The organism is Vibrio xiamenensis (assembly GCF_900100015.1).
In the GTDB taxonomy this organism is placed as follows: domain Bacteria; phylum Pseudomonadota; class Gammaproteobacteria; order Enterobacterales; family Vibrionaceae; genus Vibrio; species Vibrio xiamenensis.
In genome coordinates, this window is record NZ_FNDD01000001.1 from 254,708 (window position 1) to 275,587 (window position 20,880).

Genomic DNA, 20,880 nt, shown 5'->3' on the forward strand with positions numbered 1-20,880 from the left:
ATGGACGACATTTTAACCATAGAACAGTTACTGCAGGCGTATCAAAGCGGTACGGTTTCAGTGCGAACCCTGCTTAGTGAAAAGTGGCAGCAGGCTAAGCAAGATGAGCATCACAGCTGGATTTCACTGATCTCTGAGCAGCAATTGGAAAACTATTTATCTCACCTTGAACAATTTAGCGTTGAGGATCTGCCGCTTTATGGTGTGCCTTTTGCTATCAAGGACAATATCGATCTTGCCGGGCTTAATACCACTGCCGGTTGCCGCGAATACAGCTATGCGCCTGATGAATCCGCGTTTGTGGTAGCGCTGCTGATTGAAGCTGGCGCAGTGCCGCTTGGCAAAACCAACCTTGACCAATTTGCGACCGGTCTAGTCGGTACCCGCAGCCCATGGGGAGAAACGCGTAACAGTTTTAATCCAGAGTATATTTCTGGCGGCTCAAGCGCGGGTAGCGCGGTGAGTGTTGCGACCAATCAAGTGTTCTTTTCGCTCGGTACGGATACCGCAGGGTCGGGGCGTGTGCCAGCGGCGTTTAACAACCTATTTGGTCTCAAGCCAACCAAAGGCTTGCTCAGCTGCAGCGGTGTGGTCCCGGCGTGTAAAAGCCTAGATTGCGTGACCTTATTTACGCGCGCGGCCAGTGATTTGGCGATTTTGCACAAAGTGGTTGCTGTGTATGACAACCAAGATTGTTATGCGCGTCCGTATCTGCCAAGTAGCAGCCAAGTGCCAAACGCTTTTAGTGGATTAAAAGTCGGCGTCCCCAGTGCCAGCCAGCTTGAGTTTTTTGGTAACGCCGAGTATCAGGCCGGTTTTGAGTCGGCGGTGGCTAAGCTTGCTGCGCTTGGCGCTGAACTGGTGGAATTTGACCTTGAGCCGTTTTTGCAAGCGGCCAAGCTTTTATATCAAGGCCCTTGGGTGGCTGAGCGTTACGCCGCCATCCAAGCGTTTTTTGATCAAGATAGTTCACGCTGTCTGCCGGTGATTGAAACTATTATTGGTGGCGCGAAGTCAATTTCTGCCGCCGATACCTTTAACGCCATGTACCAACTTCAAGCGTACAAAGTGATTTGTGATGAGCGATTATCCTGTGTGGATGTGGTGATAACTCCAACGGCGGGCAGTACTTATACTATCGCTGACGTTAACGCTGACCCCATCACGCTCAACAGTAACTTGGGCTATTACACCAACTTTATGAACTTATTGGATTACGCGGCGCTCGCGATACCAAGCAGTTTCTGCCCATCTGGATTGCCATTTGGATTTACTTTGTTTGCTCCAGCGCACAGTGATAGCGCTTTAATTGCGCTGGCCGATGCGTGGCAGCAACAAAGTGGTTTGCCACTTGGTGCGACTGGGAAGTATCTGCCCCAGCAGTATGTCATGGATGTGTTGGTGTGCGGTGCCCATATGCAAGGGCTCGCGCTCAACCACCAATTGTTAGAGCTTGGCGGCGTATTAAAAAGCCATACTCGAACTTCAGCCAATTACCGCTTTTATGCACTTGGCGGGGAGGGTATTGCACGCCCTGGACTTGTGCGAGATGAATCCTCAGACTCGACCATTGATGTTGAAGTATGGCAACTCCCCGTTGCCAATGTAGGCAAACTGCTGGCGCAAATTCCTCATCCATTGGGTTTAGGTAAAGTTGAACTCGCCTGCGGCGAATGGGTGAGCGGATTTATTTGCGAGCCGTCAGGCTTAAACAGCGCCACTGAAATAACCCAGTTTGGTGGCTGGCGTCAGTATATGGATGCTTAAGACCCATTAAATAATTAATATCGTTAAACGCCTTTACTATAAAATTAGTAAAGGCGTTTTTATTATTTCAAGTTTATCTTTTTAATGTTTGTCGTTTTATATATTTTATGTTTTTAAATTTATTATTATTTTTGTGTTTAATTTGGTTTTATTTATAAATTTAGAGGAGTTGTGTTGTATTTTTATGACGCACGACAAATAAAAAGTAGATCATCTTCATATAAATGTGATCTTGTTTCATAAAGTCATTTTTTTAGGAATATTCTGACATATAGTACATCATTCTGATGTGGCTAATAACTAAGTTCGAATATTCCTTATGATAAAAAACACACCGTTATTATCTATTCCATTTATTCTTATGGGGATAGTCGCGTGCCAATCGACACAGGCACCTAATTGGTATAACCAACCACAAATGAGTAATGAGTTGGTGCTTAAGTCGGTAGGTGAAGGAAGAAACCTACCTCAAGCGAAACAAGCCGCTCTCAGCCAGATTAACGCTCAGCTTTGGACTGAAATTAACTCCAGTTCAGCGTCGCGTGAGCTCGTTCAAAGCCAAAACACTAGTTCGAAAACGCATTCTTTTTTTGATGACCGAGTGAATAGTAAAACGGCCTCGGTGACTTTTGCTGGTGTACGCTACACCAAGGTTGAAAATAACGATATTGGCTATTATGTACAGGCTGAGGTTGACCGTGAAGTTGTTAAAAATCAATTAATTAATGATATACAAGAAATTGATCGTCAAGCCAAAGTTCAGCTTGATGCTCTTACCCATCAAGACCCTTTAATCTGGTGGTTAAAAAACCAAAATCAACAATCGCAAACCCAGCAAGTTTTGGTGCGTCAAGCGATGCTGCGCGCATTAAATCCAACAGCCGTTCCTAATGCTCCCGAGCTTGATAAATTAATTTCCACATTATCAAAAGTACAATCAAATATTGTTGTTCAGTTTGTTATTGATAAATCTGAAAATAAAAGTGCCGAATTGTTAGCAGACAAATTTTCTAATCAAAAAGTGAAAACGACATTTAGGAAGTCTTCGTCTGTGACTCATGTTTTGAAACTTAACTCTGAACTTCGACAGAGCAAAGTTGGTGATGCGTATATATCAACGAAATTCACCACTTTGAATTTTAAAGGAAGAAAAGGAAATACATTAGCTAATAAGGAAATTATTTCTAGCGGCAATTCCATTTCTAATTATGCCTTATCGAAAGAAGCGGCAGAGAGAAACTTTTCAGAAATTATCGATAAACAAGGGCTATGGGAGTCCCTTGGATTTTAATAACAAAAAACAATATGGAGTTGTCTATTATGTTCAATAAATCAGCGGTGGCGCTAGGTGTTTCATTCATGCTTTCCGGGTGTATTAGTACAGGACCTGATGCGGTTTGTACTCCGGATACTACGGTTCCGATTGCTTCGGCAGAAGTACCAGCAACGTCAAACGAAGATAAGAAAGTTATTGTTTTACCGGTGGATTTTGAGTTTAAAGATTCAGCGAAAGGTAAATTGCAAACCGTTATTCGTAATTCACTAGAAAGCCATGTAACCAGTACTGGTACCCATCTGGTTGACCGTAAATTGGCGAACAAACTTAAAGGCGAAATCAAACTAGCGGAGCAAAGTGGCCGTTACAATAGTAAAGGGGTGCCAATCGCTGATTACGCGGTACTGACTGAGGTCACCAGCAGCGATTTATCTAAGAGCCATGATAAAGCTTACAGCTACAAAAACAAAAAAGGCGAAACGGTTAACGTTCCAGCGAAATGTTCGTATGAAGTTGATGTGACCGCGGTTGTCAAAGTCGTCAGCTTACCGGATATGGGCTTAGTTAAACGCATTGAGCTTTCAGGTGATCACTCTTTTACCACTGAAACTAGCAACTCCAGCTGCCCAATTTCTGAAGCGCAATACCAAGGCCTTGCCAGCAAAGCTGGTGAAGAAGCCTCTGAACATAACAACGAAATCAAAACGTTACTTGCCGCTAAAGCTTCAATTCTTGAACTGCGCCAATGTGAAGCTGGCAATATGGTAAAAATTGCAATTGGTTCTGATAAGAACGTTCAACCGAACGATACCGTCGCATTCTCAACCATTATGAAAAACTCTGAGGGTGAGCTAGAAACTTTCGCTGTTGGTGAAGGTGAGGTTGTGAATATTCCAAACCACGGCATCAAAGCGAAATATTCTTGGGTTGGTATCGACGAAGAAACCGCATTGAAAGTTCGTAAAGGTGATGTCGCGCAAATCGTACCTAAGAAGTGTACTAGTCTGTTGGATTTAGAATGCCAAGCGAAAGGTTTTGGCGAGCAATTGGGATTGTAAGCGATGAAAAAAACACTATTAGCTGTTACTTCGTTGTCGCTATTGGCGGCATGTTCAAGTACTCAAACGGTTGAACAAGCGCAGCAATTCGCGCCATGTACCTTCCCGGATTCGCCGACTTCAGAAGCGCCAGCTTGGGTCTGTGATGTAATCCCCACCGATCTCGCCGCAGGCGCGCTAGGTTACGCGAAGAAAAGTGCCGCTGGCATTGGCGTGATGCGCAAAGTTGCCGTGAATGATGCGCGCGTGCAATTGGCGGCTCAATTCCAAACCGACGTCAGCAATATGTTTAAACAAGCGGTGGAGAGTTCAGTTAACACTTCAACGGAACAAGGCGCAATTGAGAATGTTGTCGAAACATTTGAGAGTGTAACCAAAAATGTGGTGTCGCGCAGTTTAACGGACAGCAAATTGATTGTGAGCCAAGTTAGCCCTGCTGGTGGACTTTACGTTTTGGTTGGTATGGATAAACAAGCGTATCAAGCCAATATCAATGAAGTCGTTGATGCAGCAAGCCAAGAGCAAAAGTTATGGCATCAGTTCAATGGTGAGAAAGCCACTGAAGATCTGACTAATGCTCTGAATTCACTCAAAGCAATGTAATCAATCAAAAAAGAAGGAGGCGTTGCTCTCCTTCTTTTTTTGTGGCTAGGAATATCTATGCGCTTACACAAACGACATTTAGTCGCGATGACACTCGCAGGCCTTTTATCTGCGCCGCCCTCTGTGAGTAATGACGCTTTTGATGAGCTAAAAAAGGCGACGCAAAAACCGTCTAAAGAACAACGTTATCAAGAGTTTGTTAATTATATTAATGCTCGTTTAGACGAGTACGAATCTTGGCGAGAGCAATACACGAAACAGCTGGATCAAACTCGTCATAGCCAGATTAGTACCTGGGGCAGTGCTCAGGTCTCTGACAATACCCTCGAAGTTGAATACAGCGCTGACGATACTGTTCGCAAGGTGGTCGACTACGAAAACAACACCAGTACGATATCCGTGTTGGTTGATGCACAAGCAACACAAGAGCAGATTCAGCAAACGCTAAAACAACATCAGCAACTCACGTTGCAAGATAGCTTAGTCGATGCCGAAATTTCACAGCAAGTTGTGGATTATTCTCTCCAGCAACAGAGTGTCGAAAAAGCCTTTATTGTGCAGCAGACTCAAAAGCAGATGAACGAATACGACATTCAAGCAGAGCGCTTGATTGCAGCGAAAACCGGGATTCCCGACAAGTTTATCTACCAGCGCGCTCATGCTAAGAAAATGGCGTTGGTCGAAGAAGCTAAACAGCGTATTGCGGCTATGACTCAGTTGTTTGAGCACAAACGTCAAGAGCTTGGTATCGTTGAGCCTAAGGTTGCACAGTTAGATGCCAATCATGCTCCTAAGGTTATTGAAGCAGAGACGTCGACGCCTGCCGTTGCCTCGAGAGAAATTGCGGTTGAGGCTAAACCACAATTAGCAAGTGCAGAGTCAGAAAAGATTGTACTTCCGGTCGAAAGTGATGCCGTTACAGACAAAACCGCCCAGCTTGAAGCATTCGTTGAACCAGCATCCATGACTAATCTGAATACCTCAGAACCACAAACAGTGCAGGCACCACTCGAGGATTTAGCAACTTCTGCTAAAGCGGAGCAAGATGCTTCGCTGGCAAAAACAGCGCCGTTACAAAAAACGCCAGTTGAGGTGGCGAAAGTTGAAGCGCAAGCGGAAAACACGCCAGAAACGAAGATGCCGATAAAAGTAGCGGCTTTGAGTAACAGCAGTACGCCAGCGGTTAAAAAGGTGGTGAGCTATAAAATAAGCTTACCGAATAACAGCTTATCTAAACGTGCGAATCAGTATCAGCCATTGGTGTTGCAAGAGAGTGAAAAATGGTCGATTGATCCGGCATTGGTGATGGCCATCATGCACAGTGAATCGGCTTTTCGCCCGCAAGCCAAGTCGCATATTCCGGCGTTTGGTTTAATGCAAATTGTGCCAACCACTGCGGGTCGTGACGTCAACCGCAAAGTCAATAATCGCGATGAACCTATGCTTGAGGCGGAATTGTATCGTCCTGGGGTCAATGTTGAAGCGGGAACGGTATACCTGCACATTCTTGATAGCCAGTATTTAAAGAGCATTACCAACGAGCAAAGCCGCTTGTATTGCACGATTGCGGCATACAACACTGGGGCTGGTAATGTCGCCAAGGCGTTTAACTCTGATCGCTCGACCAATATTCGTATCGCTGCAAAAGTGATTAATACCATGACCCCAGAGCAAGTGTATCAGCGTCTAATTACGCATTTACCTTATGATGAGACCAAGAACTATCTCAAGAAAGTCTCTTCTCGTATTGCCTTATACCAACCCAAAATTGCCATGTAAGGAAGCATAATGATTCGATTGATTTTTTTGATCGTGTTAGGAGCGGGTATTGTTATTAGTGTGCAATACCACGAACCATTAATTGAATTTTTTGGCGAGGAGAAGTTTGAACAACTTAGCGATGTGATCGCGCCGATCAAAGCCTTTGCCCACGATATGATTGCCGAGTTTAAGGAGTTGTAATGGATAATATCGAATCGCTCAATCAACAAGCCGAACCCGTTACTTCGAGAACTCGGCTAACGCTCAAAGAGCAGTGGGGCAAGCTGATTGCTCTGGTTTCTTTAGTTGCGATTGCACTGGGCAGTTTTAATGACAGTATGGATGCGCTCGAAAAAATTTACGATTTTTCACTGTCGCAATTTACCGATATTCCTTCCCAAGATAAGTTATCGCAGATTTATATTCGAGGGTCGTCGGGAGTGTTAGATGAGACATTTGGCGCGCCAATTTACATCAAACGCTCAAGCGCTGGAGACACGATTAAATACTATCGCGATGATCGGTTTATTCTTTCCGCAGTGGTTAAAGATGAGGCGATTGCGGCTTACTTGGTGTTTCCATTAGCAGGATTTGCACCTGATACTTCACTTTCTGCTGGTGGAGAGCAACTGTTGAATCGTCCATTCAGCGCGCAAGAAAATGTGACCGATTTAAGAGCGTCTCTATCGCGTTCAATTTCTTATTACGTTGAAGAGAATACCGATGGCGTATTTGGCAACCTTTATACTTCAATCAGTGGTTTCTCTGAATTTGAACAAGAGCTTGCTCCTCAGCAGCGCACGTTATTGACTCGCTTGGTTGATAACTTGATGCTGGGTGAAGGTATTGTGGAAGCGGCGCAAGATCTCAGAGAAAACTTTACCCCTAACTTTTACGGCTATAACCGTTTAAGCCTAGTGGATATTGAAGATGCGATTTTAACCAAATCAGAATTTCGTTTGATTCAACCTTAATCAAAGTTGAACAGCCACATGCGATAAAAAGCCGAGTGTAGTGCTCGGCTTTTGTGATTGTAAATGCAGCAATCTTCGTTAGGTTATTCGTCGCTATCAAGCGCGTCGACGATGGCATCGAGATAGGTGAGCATGTCATCCAGCGCAGGTTTACCGACGGTGTTAAATACTTCTTGTACATCTGGGGCTGGTTTCCAGTCAAAGTAAGCATGGCTCGCGCCTTCATATTCGACATAGGTGACCTCTTGACCCGCATCTTCAAGAGCGGTCGCAAAGGCCTGAACGTTCTCAGTCCCGACAGTTGTGTCTTCTGAACCAACTTGTACATAGTAAGGCGGCAACACTCGCTCGCTGGCATCTGGAATATTGCTCATCGGCTCGACCGCTGGGTCCATTTCACCAATACCATCACTACTAACAAATGCACCGTAGCTTGGGGCAACCGCAATAATCGAATCGCTGATTTGAGTTTTTAGGTCTTCAACGCTCATGCCAGAAGGAACATAACTCGGCGAAAAGTAAGAACTGCCAATTTCTCCGGTATAATCGCCATCACCAATATAAGGGGCGAGTAGGGCGGTATTAGCCGATAATTGACCGCCAGCGCTGTCACCGGTCAGAATCAAACGGCTTGGATCACCACCATAGACTTCGGCATTTTCTTGAATGTGGGCAATGGCGCCGTAGACATCTTCCATCATGTCTGCTTTGGTTGGCGCAGGATCATCAAGATCAGTAAGCAAGCGATAATCAATACTGGCGACAACATAACGACCACTCTCGGCAAGGTAACGTGCTTGGCCGCGCATAATGTCTTCATTATTTACACTCCAGCCTCCGCCGTGAACAATGATGATGATTGGTAAATCGCTTGCTCCCGGCGGCGCATAGACATCGTATTTAAGCGACTTGCTTCCCGGTGTGGCATAGACAACATTCAGGGTTTCTTGTAGCTCTCCCCAAGTGTCTTCAGCGACAAACCCTGCACCAATGACGTATTTATCTAAATCGCCCCCATAGATTTTAAAGCGTGCGTCATCGGCATCAGTCGTGATGGTGTATGGGGAGCTAAATGATTCATCGACATAATCTTCCCAGCCGCTGACGACTTCCATCATTTTGTATACCGAATCGAGGATATAGCCGTCATCGGGCGTGGCAGTGATGGTAAATTCGGTGCCAAACGCAACCGTATCACCAGAGCTGACTTCCGGCTCTACGGTATATTGACCGTTAGTGGCCTCGGCTAGTTCGATTACCACGCCGACATCGTAGTTGGCTTCGAGCGTTTTATCTTCATTCATCACCAGAGTAATACTGGTGTCAGTGGCGCTACTGTCACCGCTCCAACCGCTAAAAATATAACCGCTATCGGCAGTGGCTGTTATTGTGACTGTTGTGCCTGCCGCATAGCTGTCGGCCTCTGGTGAAACGCTAACGCTACCATTTTCCGAAGAGATGGTGAGCTGATAGGTATCATCGTAATCGTTACAGGCTGAGATAGTGAATCCCATAAATAGAATCAGAGCGATACGGCTGGCAGCGATGAGCAACTCTCTAAGCGGTCGCTGGGCAAAGCGCGTTAATTGCGTGTGCATAGTTGATTTCTCCCTTCCTTGTCAGGTGTTTCATGACGAGTCAATATTGGAAGGGCTTTCGACGTCATGGTTTGCATACTAAACGCTTCCAGCTTGAGAGGTCATTCGCGTTTATACTATGCCGTTTTCAATGGCTGCACTTTTCATCTCGGTGCGATTATTTAGCTTTTGGTAGCAAGTGATAAAAGTGTGATAAAGGGCGTGTTGAATCACGATTGGACGAGATTTCAGAGTGTTCAAGGCGAGGAAATCAAGCCGCTAGGACGAATCAGCTAGCGGCTTGGGCGAGGGAAGTAATCGCTATTGAACGCCGTCTTTCCACTGAGCCCAATCGCTGACAATCTTTTCAGCTAGGGTGTTAGAGACGCGGTACGCGTTGGTCACGGCTGGCATATATCCGCCGGATTTTGATGATAACGACTGGGCTGGCGTTTGTTTTGGCGCTTCGCGATCGAAGTTGGAACCCGTGCGCATCACAAGCACGCGGCTAAAGTCCAGTTTGCCTGCCTCTGCGCCGCGTTTGAGCGCAGTTAAACTGGCGTTATCTTCCATTTGAGTGGTGCAGTAGTTGGCTTCGCCGTTGGTTAACATTGACGCGTAGTCTTGCATCGATTTAGCGATCATCGAGCCGTGCCAATAGGTGTCGCTTGACAGTGTATCGCAAATCGCGACAGTCGGTTTTTGGCTGCCAGGCGTACCTGCTGGGTACTGCTTACGATATTTCTGAGCTTGTTCACCATCGGCCAATTCGACATCTTTAGTCAGGTTATAGGCTTTTTTTACCAAAGCGTCATTGAGTTTGTAAACTTCAGTTCCTGCGCTCCATTTGGCTTTTTCACCCGGTTTGCTTGCGCCAAGGGCCAATGCGCCAGATGGCCAATCTTTTGGAATTTGTCTTGAGTCGATTTCGTGAATAAGTCCGCCGTCAATCACATAACGGGCCCAGTTTGCTGAACCTAAGGTGGCATCATTGGGATCAACACCGCCGATACCTGAAATGATGAAGTAAGTATTCGTGAGATCTAATTTTGGACTGAGAGCGATAGCGCTCATCGTACTTGCTGCATTGGCAAAGCCCATCGCGGTTGTCACCACACAAACATCATCATCGCTACATTTAAGCTCTGGATACTCAGAGCTTAAGCCTGCTAAAGAATAGCTATGAGTAAAACGATTGGTGGTTAACCAAGGTTTGGCTTCGCCGCCAAACATAGTCACGATAAGTACTTTAGGCTGAAGAGCGGACGTTGACTCAGAAGTCGAGAGAGTGGTGGCACAGCCGCTGCTAAGCAGCGCTAATACAAGTGCTAGTGAAGATTTTTTCATGATTTCCTTATGCTCCAATTTCCTTTAACAATCATCTAACCAACAGTGAAAACATCATCTTTAGGTTGAATGGGAGTATTACTATATAGAAAAGGAAATTGAATGAATATATGGAATTTATGAATAGTAAGGTTTTTTGTAAATCTGACAGCGAGATTTGCTTTTAGACGGTTGGTGAAGAAGGAAATGGAAGAATTAAATAAAAAAGACGCCGATTGGCGTCCTTTTACTCACCGAGTGATAGCAATATATTGGCTATAATATCGGCGTGCTATTGTGCTGAACTGAGTACGTCACACTGAGGCGGTGGCAGTTTGAACAAATTTTACTTGTTCACATTGGCTGCTGTGAACTTTAGAAAATTCATGTCTAATGACATTTTTACAACGCTCAAATTCAATACTCAGTTTTTCCTGCATCGTTTTTTTCTCAGAATCAATATTCGATATTTTTTCAAGCACTAACGACTTAAAGTCATCAGTATCAATATCTTTGATTTCAACAGAATACTCAGCCATACCAACTTGATTCAGGATACCCAGCGATTTGTGCTCATAGTAAATCGCAAAAGCTGGCGTACCAAATCGCATCGACAGGATCGCGCTATGGAGTCTTGTTCCGATAGTCAGTACACACTTAGACAGTAGATTACCCAGCTCGACATCGGTAAGCTCTTCCATAACAACCGAGAAGTTTTCACAATCGTCAAGCAAGTGCTTGACACGTAAAGCCGGTATACGGTCGTCACGGTGATAGCTGTCAAACCCGGTACAGGTCGACATTGCCACGATATTGTAGCCGCTATCGATTAAGAATCTACACAATGAGGCCATATTTTGCTCATAATCTGACTGTGAAACACCAAGTCTGACATCAAATGGAGCCAAGTCTCGCATAGTGATTGCGATAGTTGGGCGATTTTTAATATATTTAGCTTCTAGGTGAGCAATATCTGATGGGTATTTTTCAGGATCAATTAACCATGCAGTATCACTACCTAAAACATAATTACTTTTATTTAGCCCGATTTCATCTAAGTGTTCTTCGCTGACTGATTCTCTTAATATCAGAGAATCGGTTTTAGCAAAGATTTTGTTTGCTATTTTAGCTACATTGAGATCTTTGAATGGCCCAACACTGTGGCCAATCATAAGAATAGGTTTCTTTTCTTTTATGGCTACTGCGGCAGCTTCGAATTGACCAATACCATATAAATCAACAAAAAATGAACCTCCAACTTGAATGATTAAGTCATACTTTTCTATAAAACTAGCAAATTCAGAATATTGTTTAGGTGTAATTTTTTTGTTATTTAACTTACCGTCAATATATAAAGGCAATAGCCATTTGTTCGATATTCTCTTTTCTAATCTTCCTAGTATTGATCTTGGTCTATTCTTCTCTTTAGCTAATATATCAGGGTAAACGTCGTTGTCAAAAAACCATTTGGCCCCATCAGCATAACGAGATGTTATATCAATTCTGTATTCTGGATACTCATCATCAATAAAGTCTATTAATCCTCTCAAAATTGCCGCATCACCTCTATTTGAGCAGCAGTGGTTACCGACGACTAGTATTTTTTTCATATAGTTAACTCAATAATAACATATAGTTGCAGGTTCTGAATTTAACTTTTATTCAGATTTATAAATTTTCTATGGGCTATATTTTAGATTTAAATTGTAATTTTTAGTTATGAATAGGCAAACTCTTGTTAAACGTTTTGTTAGCTGATGATTTGAGATTTGGTTGATGGTGTCTAAATTATTTTACTAACTTGTTGTATAGGTTGTTTGGCATTACTCTTTGTTTGAAAAGTAAAAATGATTTAATTAGTCGCATTGAAGTGTCAAAAGAAAACACATCTTTATACATTGAAATTAGCGATATTACCGATGTTTGATAATACTTTAAGTTGCGCTCATTCAAGAAGTCGTTGCGATTCAAATCGACTACAAGCCTGATCTTCTGATTCTTCTTAGAAGGTTTTGTTGTTAAGCTATTTTCCCTTTGCATAACACAGTAAATCGCTTTGTCTACAGATGAGATTGTTTTTGCGTAGTATCCGGTCTTTACTGAAAACATCACATCATTAGAGGCCATAACTTGATCGAATCGTATATTATTATCTATAACTAATTGATGTCTGATTAATTTACCCCAAGGTGGGTAATATCGATATCTAATCGATTGGTCTCCATCTCTTAAGTTATTTTCTACCATATCTAACAAATATAAGTTTCTGTCAGAAGTCTCTTCGCTACCTTCTACTAAACTGGTCGACTTAAAATAGATAACATCATCGTTTCGCTTTGATGCGTCATCTAAATATTCAAATGCATTTGGAGTGAAGATGTCATCTGAATCTGCAAATAGTAGCCACTCTCCTTGGGCGATATCTAATCCTAAGTTTCTGCAGGTGCCAGCACTTTTAACTCCTGAAGTATTATTCAAAAAGTTACACTTAGACTTTATATTGGTTAAGTCATATGTCTCTGTGCTTTTGTCATCTACGACGATTACTTCAATATCTTCTCTTTTTGGAATGCTATCTAATAGTCTTTCTAGAGATTTGAAGTCGTTAAAGTGGGGGATAATAATTGAATACTTCATTTTAATTTATCACCTTGTTGAAACCTAAGCTCCAAAGTTATTATATCTTTTAAATATAAAATCACTTTACTATTTAATTAGTTGTAGTAATCGAAAAGCTGCTGATTTAGAACTGCGTTATTAAATTCTTTTTCACATTTGTTTCTGGCGTTTAATCTCACCTTTTCAATTTTGTCATTAGATAGAGATCTTATTTTTACTAGAGTTTCAGTAATTTCATTTACTGATGACTCATGCACTAGATAGCCAGAAACGCCATTTTCGATTAATTCGGGTATACCTGAGTGATAGGTTGATAATACTATTAAGCCTTTGGCCATGGCTTCCATTAGAGCAACTGGAACGCCTTCCATATCGCCATCTTTAGCCCTGACACTAGGTAAAATAAAAACATCCGATTCATCGAGTTTTTCTTTAACAACTTGTTGGGGTTGTCTGCCTAGCAGGTGAATAAAGCCATTCGCATTTGAGCTCTCAACGAGAGATTTTGCTTGTTCGTATAGCTCACCCTCACCAATGACTGTAAAATCGATCGCGATTTCTTTTGCAGCGAGTATCACCGCATGTATTGAATCTAGAATCGCTTTTTTATCTGTCAGACGTCCAACTTGGATAACTTTTAGTGGATTTGACAGTTCTGATTTGACATCTCTAACCTGAAAATCGTTCACATCTATTCCCATTCTGTGAACCTTAATTTTGTCAGGGCGACAGCCTAGCTCAATTAACTTGCTTTTCCATAACTCACTTATTGGGAGCATAACATCACCGAGTTCAAACAGTTTTTTGTATTGGCGTGAGTTATCTCTTAGAGCATTATAGCGGCTTAATTCATACCCATGGAACACGGTTGAAATAGGGCCCTCAATCAATCCTATTTCTCTCATCTTACATACGTAATATCCGTTTGTTCCAAAATGACAAATGACATTGTTATATTTGATGGGGGCTTGGCTAATACTTGCCCAATAGATTAAGTCTACTTTTTGGTCGTTAGTTAACAATTCGTCAGATAGTACACTGAACAGTTTTTTTGTTTGTCCCTTAAATAGTAGTTTAATTGAGTTTTTTAGCGTTGATATAAATCGAGATAATTTCGGCTTGTCCGACACTTTATGGCATATGACTTTTTCCATAAGACCATATTTATCAACGCTGTCGTGCATGACAGCGTTTTCTAAAATGGTACTAGCGATGACATCGACTTCAGCACCAAGATCAATTAATCCAATGATTTGATTAATAACAAATGTTTGAGATATGTTTGGAAAGTTATTTGAATAAACAGCTATCTTCATTTTTTGACCTTACAGTGCTTTCTTTTTGATTTGATTTTTTCTCTTAAAAATTTTCATTGGAGAAGGCATAGGTGCGGAATTGTTATAAGTTATATAACAGCCGATATAGTAAATACTGATTGAAATCAGAGATACCAAAGCCAAATAAATGAAATTGTTATTCATAACAACCGAACCAAACATGCTAGTTAGGGTATGGGCTGCATAAATTGAAACAATTGAAATGACCGTAAATGTCAATATTGGCAAAATATACCATGGGTATTTAAACTGAATGATTCTTTTATAGAATACCAGGAATACGATATTCATTAATACCAATTGAAGAATGGCACTTGCCCAAGCTAATTGATATGCACCGAAACGAGCGATGATCGCGTACATAAGGCTGAATATACATAATCCGAACAAGTTCCAGTAAAAGTCGATTTTGGTCTTACCCAACCCCTGGGTAAGCACTCCGACTAACGCTCCGCCTACAGAACGGAAGCCCCAGAACAAGGCAAGAGGTATCATGAAGTAAGCAACTTCCATCTTCCCTGCACCATAAACAAATGAGATAAGTTCCTCATTTAAAAGGCACATTATTGCGTATGGAAAAATCAAAACTGCAGAAACGTAAGTGTGAGCCTTTCTTGCTAAAGAATTCATTTTCGCCATATCAGTTTGAGATGAAGCAAACAGAGGCAAGCTAACACTTCTTGCAATCGGCAGTATGAATTCTGACGGTTTACGGGTTAATTGTTTTGCAAGGTTAAACGCACCCAGTTGATTGCTATCAATATAGAAACCAAGCAGTAAGGTATCTAAGTTTAAGATGGTTTGGTTGATTAGCTGAGATCCAATCTGATAGATGCCGTATTTCCAAGCTCCTCTCGCATCCTCCATAGAGAATGTGAATTTTGGATACCAGCTTTTATCGGCATAAAACCAAATTAATGCGCAACGTACAAAACTTGTGAAAACGGAACCGTAGAAGATAGAAGCCGCTCCGCTGCCAAAATAAGCGGTGGATACGGTCATTACTGTCCCTGCAAACCTTGAGACCATATCATATTTGGCTAACTGATTGAGTTTGAAATCACAAACATATCTAGCTTGGAGTTGAGCTGAAAGAGAAAGAGGAACAAACGTTAACGCTGCCAAGGGCAATAAAGACATTATTTCTGCGTTATCGTACATATCAGAGACAAAAGGAGTTATTCCACATAGAAATGCGAAAAGTAATATGCCTGATGATGCACAAAACCAAAACACAGTAGAGTTTAAAGTGTCGGAGATTTTTTGACGATGGACAAGGTAGTTCGCCATGCCAAGATCAGCTAATATCTGTGAGATATTGATGACCACCATAACGATAGCAACGACACCAAAATCAGATAATTCTAGTAGTCGAGCTAATATAGCAACCTGGCCCATTGAGGTTATGAAAATAAAGGCCTTTGACATGGTTTGCCACTTTAAAATATTACCTATCATTTAAGTATATTTTCCTTACTATGATGATTTAAAAAATCATTCTGTTTAATCATCATTAAAATGAACGAGATCAGAGCTTAATGATTTAACTAATTTCGTATTTATGACTCTCAAGCGGTAGGTCCTAAATCTTGAAAATTTTCCAAGAAACAAATTACCGAATACACGCTACCGCCCTAAGGTTCACCGCGCCCTCAATGCGTTTTTCTGAATGCTTTTACTAAAATGATGCAAATAGGAAGTTTTAAACACTCTTTATCTACATGTTATGTAAAATTTATGAGAATCGTAGATAATAAATCTCGATAGAAATGGCTCATGTATCTGTTCCTAAAATGAGCACAATTTTGTGAGTAACATACCATAGATTTTTGAAGTGTGATCTCCAACATATCATGAGTCTCGAATATGAAACTTAAAGTTGCAGCATGACACCGGAACGCTTTTCATATATAGGTTTAGTTATAAATAGGAGGGAAGTTGCGACAGAGTGGAGCGTTATATATTAGTATCTAAGCTAATATATTAACTTTGTCTGTGGGTATTAATTACCTTTGATCTTTTTAATATCTCTTATTTATTTATTAGATTAGATATGTGATTTTTATTGATAATTTTAAAGATGGCGTGAAGTTTTATCTTGGTCACCATAAGATACTATAGAAATAAAATTTTTATCTTAGCTAAGTAGAAAGACATTTTTTAATTATCTAGGTAATGAGACATAATTTACAATTCTAGAAATATAGTCATCGTTGGAAGGTTGATTATTGGATTATTTTAATCAGTTCTGAAAGTGATTGAGCTTTGATAGTGTACCTATTGATGTACCTAAAAAGCAAAGAAGTCCTAGGAAGCTAATTAATGTTAAAATACGCTAAGTTATTGATTTTATGTTGTTAAAGGCAAGAAAAAAGACGCCCTAGGGCGTCTTTAAACTATGAATTGGTGGAGCTGGCGGGAGTTGAACCCGCGTCCGGAAACCATTCATCTTCGGTACTACATGCTTAGTCGATCTTTAATTTCACTACCGCCTGCGAACCGACACGCGAACGAATAGCTAACCTGAATTATCTCTTACGCTTCATCCCTCAGGTGGGGGAATCCACGCCAGCTTGATTTGGTTTGACCTTCCTGATTTCCCCGTCTTACAAGCGGAAGCTAGGGAGGAAGGGCTCTGAGCAGGTTATTAAGCTGCTAGTGCGTAGTTTTCGTCGTTTGCGACTATTTTTTTGCGGTTTGTTAACGAGGCCTACCGCACCTCGGCATGCACCTTAGACTGCAAAATTCCCGTCGAATCCTGAATCAGCCCCAAGGTTGTGGATGCATAGTACCAGATAAGTTGACGCTGTCTAGCTCTATGCGACCGTTTGGTTAAGATTAACGCAGTGAGCTCTTCATTACGCGAGCTTTCTGGCGTTGCCAATCTTTATCTTTGAGATCAGTACGCTTATCGTGAAGTTTTTTACCTTTCGCCACACCAATCTTTAGTTTTGCCCAAGAGCGCGACCAGTAAAGTGATAGTGCAGTTAGCGTCATGCCTTCACGGTTAATTCGACCGAATAGGTTATCGAGTTCACGGCGCGATAATAGGAGTTTGCGCACGCGCGTCGGCTCACAGAGCACGTGGGTTGACGCTTGTGTGAGCGGCGTAATGGTCATTCCGCTGATAAAAGCCTCTCCGTCACGCATGAAAACATAGCTTTCAGCGATATTCGCTTTGCCTTGGCGAAGTGATTTAACTTCCCAGCCCTGTAACTCAAGACCCGCCTCATATTCATCTTCGATGAAATACTCGTGACGAGCTTTTTTATTGAGAGCGATGGTATTGCTACCCGCTTTTTGTTTTGAATTCTTCTTTGCCATAGTGGGTGCATTATACGGATCGAATGCGGCTTAGGAAATGCTTTTGTTTGCGCAAAACGTGAATAACAGTAAAATTAACCAAAGCTTGAGAATCGGGCTGTAGTAATAGGAGTTTGTATGAAACAAGTCAGTCGTTCTGCGTTAGTTTCTTTTAGTGCTGAGCAGATGTTTGATCTCGTAAACGATGTCGCTAAGTATCCCGATTTCTTACCCGGTTGTTCTGGTTCGAGGATCCTTGAATCGACATCTTCAACTATGGTGGCATCGGTTGATGTATCAAAAGCGGGGATCAGTAAAACCTTTACTACTTCGAATACGCTGATTGCTGGTGAAGCGATTATCATGAACTTAGTCGACGGTCCGTTTAAAACCTTAACCGGTGGATGGTATTTTACTGCTCTGGATGAACAGGCATGTAAAGTCGAGCTAAAACTAGAGTTTGAATTTTCAAGCAAAATGATTGAGCTTGCGTTTGGTAAGATTTTTAGTGAGTTGACCAATAATATGGTCAATGCTTTTACTAAACGTGCGAAACAGGTATATCAGTGTTATGAGTATTGAGTCAGACATGATTCATGTTGAGGTTGTTTATGCGCTTCCTGAGGAACAGCGAGTATTCACCTTAGTGGTCAACAAGGCCATGACAGTCGAAGAAATTATTTCTCAATCTGGCGTTTTGGAACTGTATCCAGAAATCGACCTTGATAAGAATAAAGTGGGCGTGTTTAGCCGTAATGTAAAACTCGATGCGACGGTACGCGATCACGACAGAATTGAGATTTATCGCCCGCTGCTTGCGGATCCTAAAGATATTCGGCGTAAACGGGCTGAGCAAGCCAAAGCGGCTGGGACAGCGGATCCTGTTACCGGTGGCAAACCTAACGCTTTACGTAAAAAAGAAGGCTCGCATTAAGCGAGCCTTTTTCTATCACGTAGCGATTATCTGGATAAAATAGATAACTGTTGCTGGTTGCTAACTAGTTTAGGCGCTCGAAAAATTTATCGCTGGCGTCAAAATCGCCTTTCACGTTAACCAGTTGACCTTGATCGTTAAAGTTCACAACCAGGTTTTTCTGAATCGAGTCATGATGGCCTTCAGTATGGTGGTAGATATAATACCAAGTATCCGGATAGCCATTTTCAATGAGCATTGGTGACCCCATCACATAACGAACCTGTTCCTTGGTCATGCCAAACTTGAGCTGTTCTACAGCTTGTTGCTCAACATAATTTCCTTGATTGATATCGATGCGATACACGAGCTTTTCTAATAGAGAACAGCCCGTAAGCATTGTCATCGCGAGTGGTAGGGCGACAAGCCACTTTTTAATTTGCATACTCAAATTCTGTTGCTAAGAAATCATAAAACTGCGGTGATGATAAACAAGCTGGGCACTAAAGTAAAAACATGCCCACCTTTTGAATTGTTTCAGACCATGATTTTTGAATTTGGTTGCAAAGTTGAGCGAATATTTCTACTTAATCTAAGCTGCAATCAATAACTCTTTGGCGTTTGCCAGCGTTGATTCTGTAATCTCACTGCCGCCAAGTAATCTTGCCAGTTCCGAAATTCGTTGGTCTTGGTCAAGGCGATGCATTTGCGTTTCGGTATGGCCTTTCTTAGTTTGTTTAGCGACAAACAACTGCTGATGACCACAGCCAGCTACTTGTGGCAAGTGGGTAACACACAGTACTTGTGTTGATTCGCCCAACTGACGCAACATTTTTCCGACAACCGCTGCGGTTGGACCACTGATACCGACATCCACTTCATCGAAGATAAGGCTTGGAGTATCAACTTTTTGAGCCGTGATAACTTGAATCGCCAAAGAAATTCGCGATAGTTCACCACCAGACGCAACTTTAGAAATTGCTTGCAGTGGTTGGCCTGGGTTGGTCGAGACTAAGAAACACACCGAATCAGTACCAAGTGGAGTAGGGTGGTCACTTTGATTGTCGACTTGAATGGAAAATTGCGCTTTTTCCATGCTCAGTTCATGCATGCTCTTGGTGATTAGCTTATTCAGCTCTTTGGCATAACGGCTGCGCGACTTGTGCAACTTCTCTGCGGTGACTAAGAATGCTTGGTAATGTCCTTCAACTTCTGCGGCCATGGCATCCAGACGTTCGTCAGAGCAATCCAGTTGTTCAATTTGTTCACGCAAGTTTTGGTGATGTTGGAACAGTTCCTCTGGCATCACATGGTGTTTGCGCGAAACCGACATTACTTTTGAAAAACGTTCTTCGACAAACGCCATACGCGCAGGATCAACATCGATCCCTTCTAAGTAACTGCGCAGTTCGTTGTTGGCTTCTTCAATTTGAATCATGGCTTCAGCGACTAGGTTAGGCAGTTCACTGAGCGATTTATCCATTTCAGCGATGTCGATCAAGGATTGGCTTGCCGTTTGTAAAATGCCTAACGCATTGACGTCTTCACCTTCGTAAAGCAGTTCGATGACTTGCTGGCAGGTTGAGGCCAATTCACCACTGTTGGCTAAACGTTTATGTTCTTGCTCAAGTTCGGCAAATTCTTCTTCACCGATCGCCAGCTCATTGAGTTCTTTGATTTGGTATTCAAGTAGCTGTTTTTGAGCTTGGTTTTGCTGGCTGTTTTCGCGCAATTGCTTGAGTTGATTATCCGCTTGGCGCCACTTTTGATAAGCATTACGGGTCGCGTCTAACAAATTGTGGTGACCTGCGTATTGGTCAAGCATCGACATTTGATGTTCAGCTTTCATCAGTTGATGATGAGCGTGCTGACCGTGAATGTTCACCAGCAACTGACCTAAGGCTTTAAGTTGTGAAAGAGGGACGGGGCTACCATTGATGAAGGCGCGTGAACGGCCTTCTTTAGTGATGATACGGCGTAAAATACATTCACTGCCATCAAGCAGTTCATTGTCTTCTAACCAGCGGGTAGCATGGGTATTGTTATCGAGCAAAAATGCAGCGCTGACCTCGGTTTTTTCTTCACCGGGGCGAACCATTCCCGCTTCAGCGCGGCCGCCTAAACACAAGCCAAGAGCATCAATTGCAATTGATTTACCTGCACCGGTTTCACCGGTAATTGTGGTCATGCCTTTAGGCAGTTCAAGTTGTAAAGACTTAACTATAGCGAAATTATTAACACTAAGATGAGCCAGCATTTTTGCACCTGTATAATTAAACAATACTGTATAAGAAGACAGTATATACTGTTTCTTTATACAGTAAAGATGCTTAAATGCTTTTTTTTTGTTCGATTGATTTTTTGGG

18 protein-coding genes and 1 other RNA gene are annotated in these 20,880 nt (G+C 42.2%); 9 read left to right on the plus strand and 10 right to left on the minus strand.

Features of this window, described 5'->3' with window-relative positions; genetic code table 11:
* From atzF to BLS03_RS01125, 7 genes are all read left to right on the plus strand, one after another.
* The gene (gene atzF / locus BLS03_RS01100) at window positions 1-1,767 is read left to right on the plus strand and encodes an allophanate hydrolase (RefSeq protein ID WP_093268480.1); all 1,767 of its coding nucleotides are present in this window, start codon (window positions 1-3) and stop codon (window positions 1,765-1,767) included.
* A gap of 319 nt (window positions 1,768-2,086) precedes the next feature.
* Window positions 2,087-3,058: an LPP20 family lipoprotein gene (locus BLS03_RS01105; protein ID WP_093268482.1), complete on the plus strand. Its 972-nt coding sequence runs from the start codon at window positions 2,087-2,089 to the stop codon at window positions 3,056-3,058.
* Between the two features lie 29 nt (window positions 3,059-3,087).
* On the plus strand, window positions 3,088-4,101 hold the full coding sequence (locus BLS03_RS01110) for a hypothetical protein (RefSeq protein WP_093268485.1): 1,014 nt from the start codon (window positions 3,088-3,090) through the stop codon (window positions 4,099-4,101).
* 3 nt (window positions 4,102-4,104) lie between these two features.
* Complete coding sequence (locus BLS03_RS01115; protein ID WP_093268488.1) at window positions 4,105-4,704, plus strand: LPP20 family lipoprotein; 600 nt, start codon at window positions 4,105-4,107, stop codon at window positions 4,702-4,704.
* 57 nt (window positions 4,705-4,761) lie between these two features.
* On the plus strand, window positions 4,762-6,483 hold the full coding sequence (locus BLS03_RS01120; RefSeq protein WP_093268490.1) for a transglycosylase SLT domain-containing protein: 1,722 nt from the start codon (window positions 4,762-4,764) through the stop codon (window positions 6,481-6,483).
* Between the two features lie 9 nt (window positions 6,484-6,492).
* Window positions 6,493-6,666 (plus strand): hypothetical protein, encoded by a 174-nt coding sequence (locus tag BLS03_RS25580; protein ID WP_176765494.1) that lies wholly within the window; start codon window positions 6,493-6,495, stop codon window positions 6,664-6,666.
* Entirely contained in the window at window positions 6,666-7,439 is a 774-nt protein-coding gene (locus BLS03_RS01125) for an ETEC_3214 domain-containing protein (protein ID WP_093268493.1), read from the plus strand. Before BLS03_RS25580 ends, BLS03_RS01125 begins: the two co-directional genes overlap by 1 nt.
* A gap of 83 nt (window positions 7,440-7,522) precedes the next feature.
* Here the strand turns inward: BLS03_RS01125 and BLS03_RS01130 are convergent, their stop codons facing one another.
* The 8 genes from BLS03_RS01130 to smpB all read right to left on the minus strand — a co-directional run bounded on the left by BLS03_RS01130 (window position 7,523) and on the right by smpB (window position 17,622).
* The gene (locus tag BLS03_RS01130; protein WP_093268495.1) at window positions 7,523-9,037 is read right to left on the minus strand and encodes an alpha/beta hydrolase fold domain-containing protein; all 1,515 of its coding nucleotides are present in this window, start codon (window positions 9,035-9,037) and stop codon (window positions 7,523-7,525) included.
* A 300-nt stretch (window positions 9,038-9,337) separates the two neighbouring features.
* A complete protein-coding gene (locus tag BLS03_RS01135; RefSeq protein WP_093268500.1) occupies window positions 9,338-10,363 on the minus strand; it encodes a purine-nucleoside phosphorylase in 1,026 nt (341 codons plus the stop codon).
* 293 nt (window positions 10,364-10,656) lie between these two features.
* Complete coding sequence (gene wcaK, locus BLS03_RS01140; RefSeq protein WP_093268502.1) at window positions 10,657-11,952, minus strand: colanic acid biosynthesis pyruvyl transferase WcaK; 1,296 nt, start codon at window positions 11,950-11,952, stop codon at window positions 10,657-10,659.
* 178 nt (window positions 11,953-12,130) lie between these two features.
* Complete coding sequence (locus tag BLS03_RS01145) at window positions 12,131-12,979, minus strand: glycosyltransferase family 2 protein (RefSeq protein ID WP_093268505.1); 849 nt, start codon at window positions 12,977-12,979, stop codon at window positions 12,131-12,133.
* 77 nt (window positions 12,980-13,056) lie between these two features.
* Window positions 13,057-14,277 carry a glycosyltransferase gene (locus BLS03_RS01150; protein ID WP_093268507.1) on the minus strand — a complete coding sequence of 407 codons (1,221 nt, stop codon included), beginning with the start codon at window positions 14,275-14,277 and terminating at the stop codon, window positions 13,057-13,059.
* Window positions 14,278-14,286: 9 nt separating this feature from the next.
* The gene (locus BLS03_RS01155) at window positions 14,287-15,756 is read right to left on the minus strand and encodes a lipopolysaccharide biosynthesis protein (protein ID WP_093268510.1); all 1,470 of its coding nucleotides are present in this window, start codon (window positions 15,754-15,756) and stop codon (window positions 14,287-14,289) included.
* 946 nt (window positions 15,757-16,702) lie between these two features.
* Window positions 16,703-17,069, minus strand: a transfer-messenger RNA (tmRNA) gene (gene ssrA / locus BLS03_RS01160).
* A 67-nt stretch (window positions 17,070-17,136) separates the two neighbouring features.
* The gene (gene smpB / locus BLS03_RS01165; protein WP_093268512.1) at window positions 17,137-17,622 is read right to left on the minus strand and encodes an SsrA-binding protein SmpB; all 486 of its coding nucleotides are present in this window, start codon (window positions 17,620-17,622) and stop codon (window positions 17,137-17,139) included.
* Between the two features lie 117 nt (window positions 17,623-17,739).
* Between smpB and BLS03_RS01170 the strand changes: the two genes are divergently transcribed.
* The gene (locus BLS03_RS01170; protein WP_093268515.1) at window positions 17,740-18,183 is read left to right on the plus strand and encodes an SRPBCC family protein; all 444 of its coding nucleotides are present in this window, start codon (window positions 17,740-17,742) and stop codon (window positions 18,181-18,183) included.
* Window positions 18,173-18,535 (plus strand): RnfH family protein, encoded by a 363-nt coding sequence (locus BLS03_RS01175; protein WP_093268517.1) that lies wholly within the window; start codon window positions 18,173-18,175, stop codon window positions 18,533-18,535. The genes BLS03_RS01170 and BLS03_RS01175 overlap by 11 nt, the downstream gene beginning before the upstream one ends.
* Before the next feature lie 64 nt (window positions 18,536-18,599).
* On the opposite strand, the gene bamE is transcribed toward BLS03_RS01175, so the two are convergent.
* Window positions 18,600-18,959 (minus strand): outer membrane protein assembly factor BamE, encoded by a 360-nt coding sequence (gene bamE / locus BLS03_RS01180; RefSeq protein WP_093268520.1) that lies wholly within the window; start codon window positions 18,957-18,959, stop codon window positions 18,600-18,602.
* Window positions 18,960-19,106: 147 nt separating this feature from the next.
* Complete coding sequence (gene recN, locus BLS03_RS01185; RefSeq protein WP_093268522.1) at window positions 19,107-20,771, minus strand: DNA repair protein RecN; 1,665 nt, start codon at window positions 20,769-20,771, stop codon at window positions 19,107-19,109.
* Window positions 20,772-20,880 lie beyond the last annotated feature (109 nt).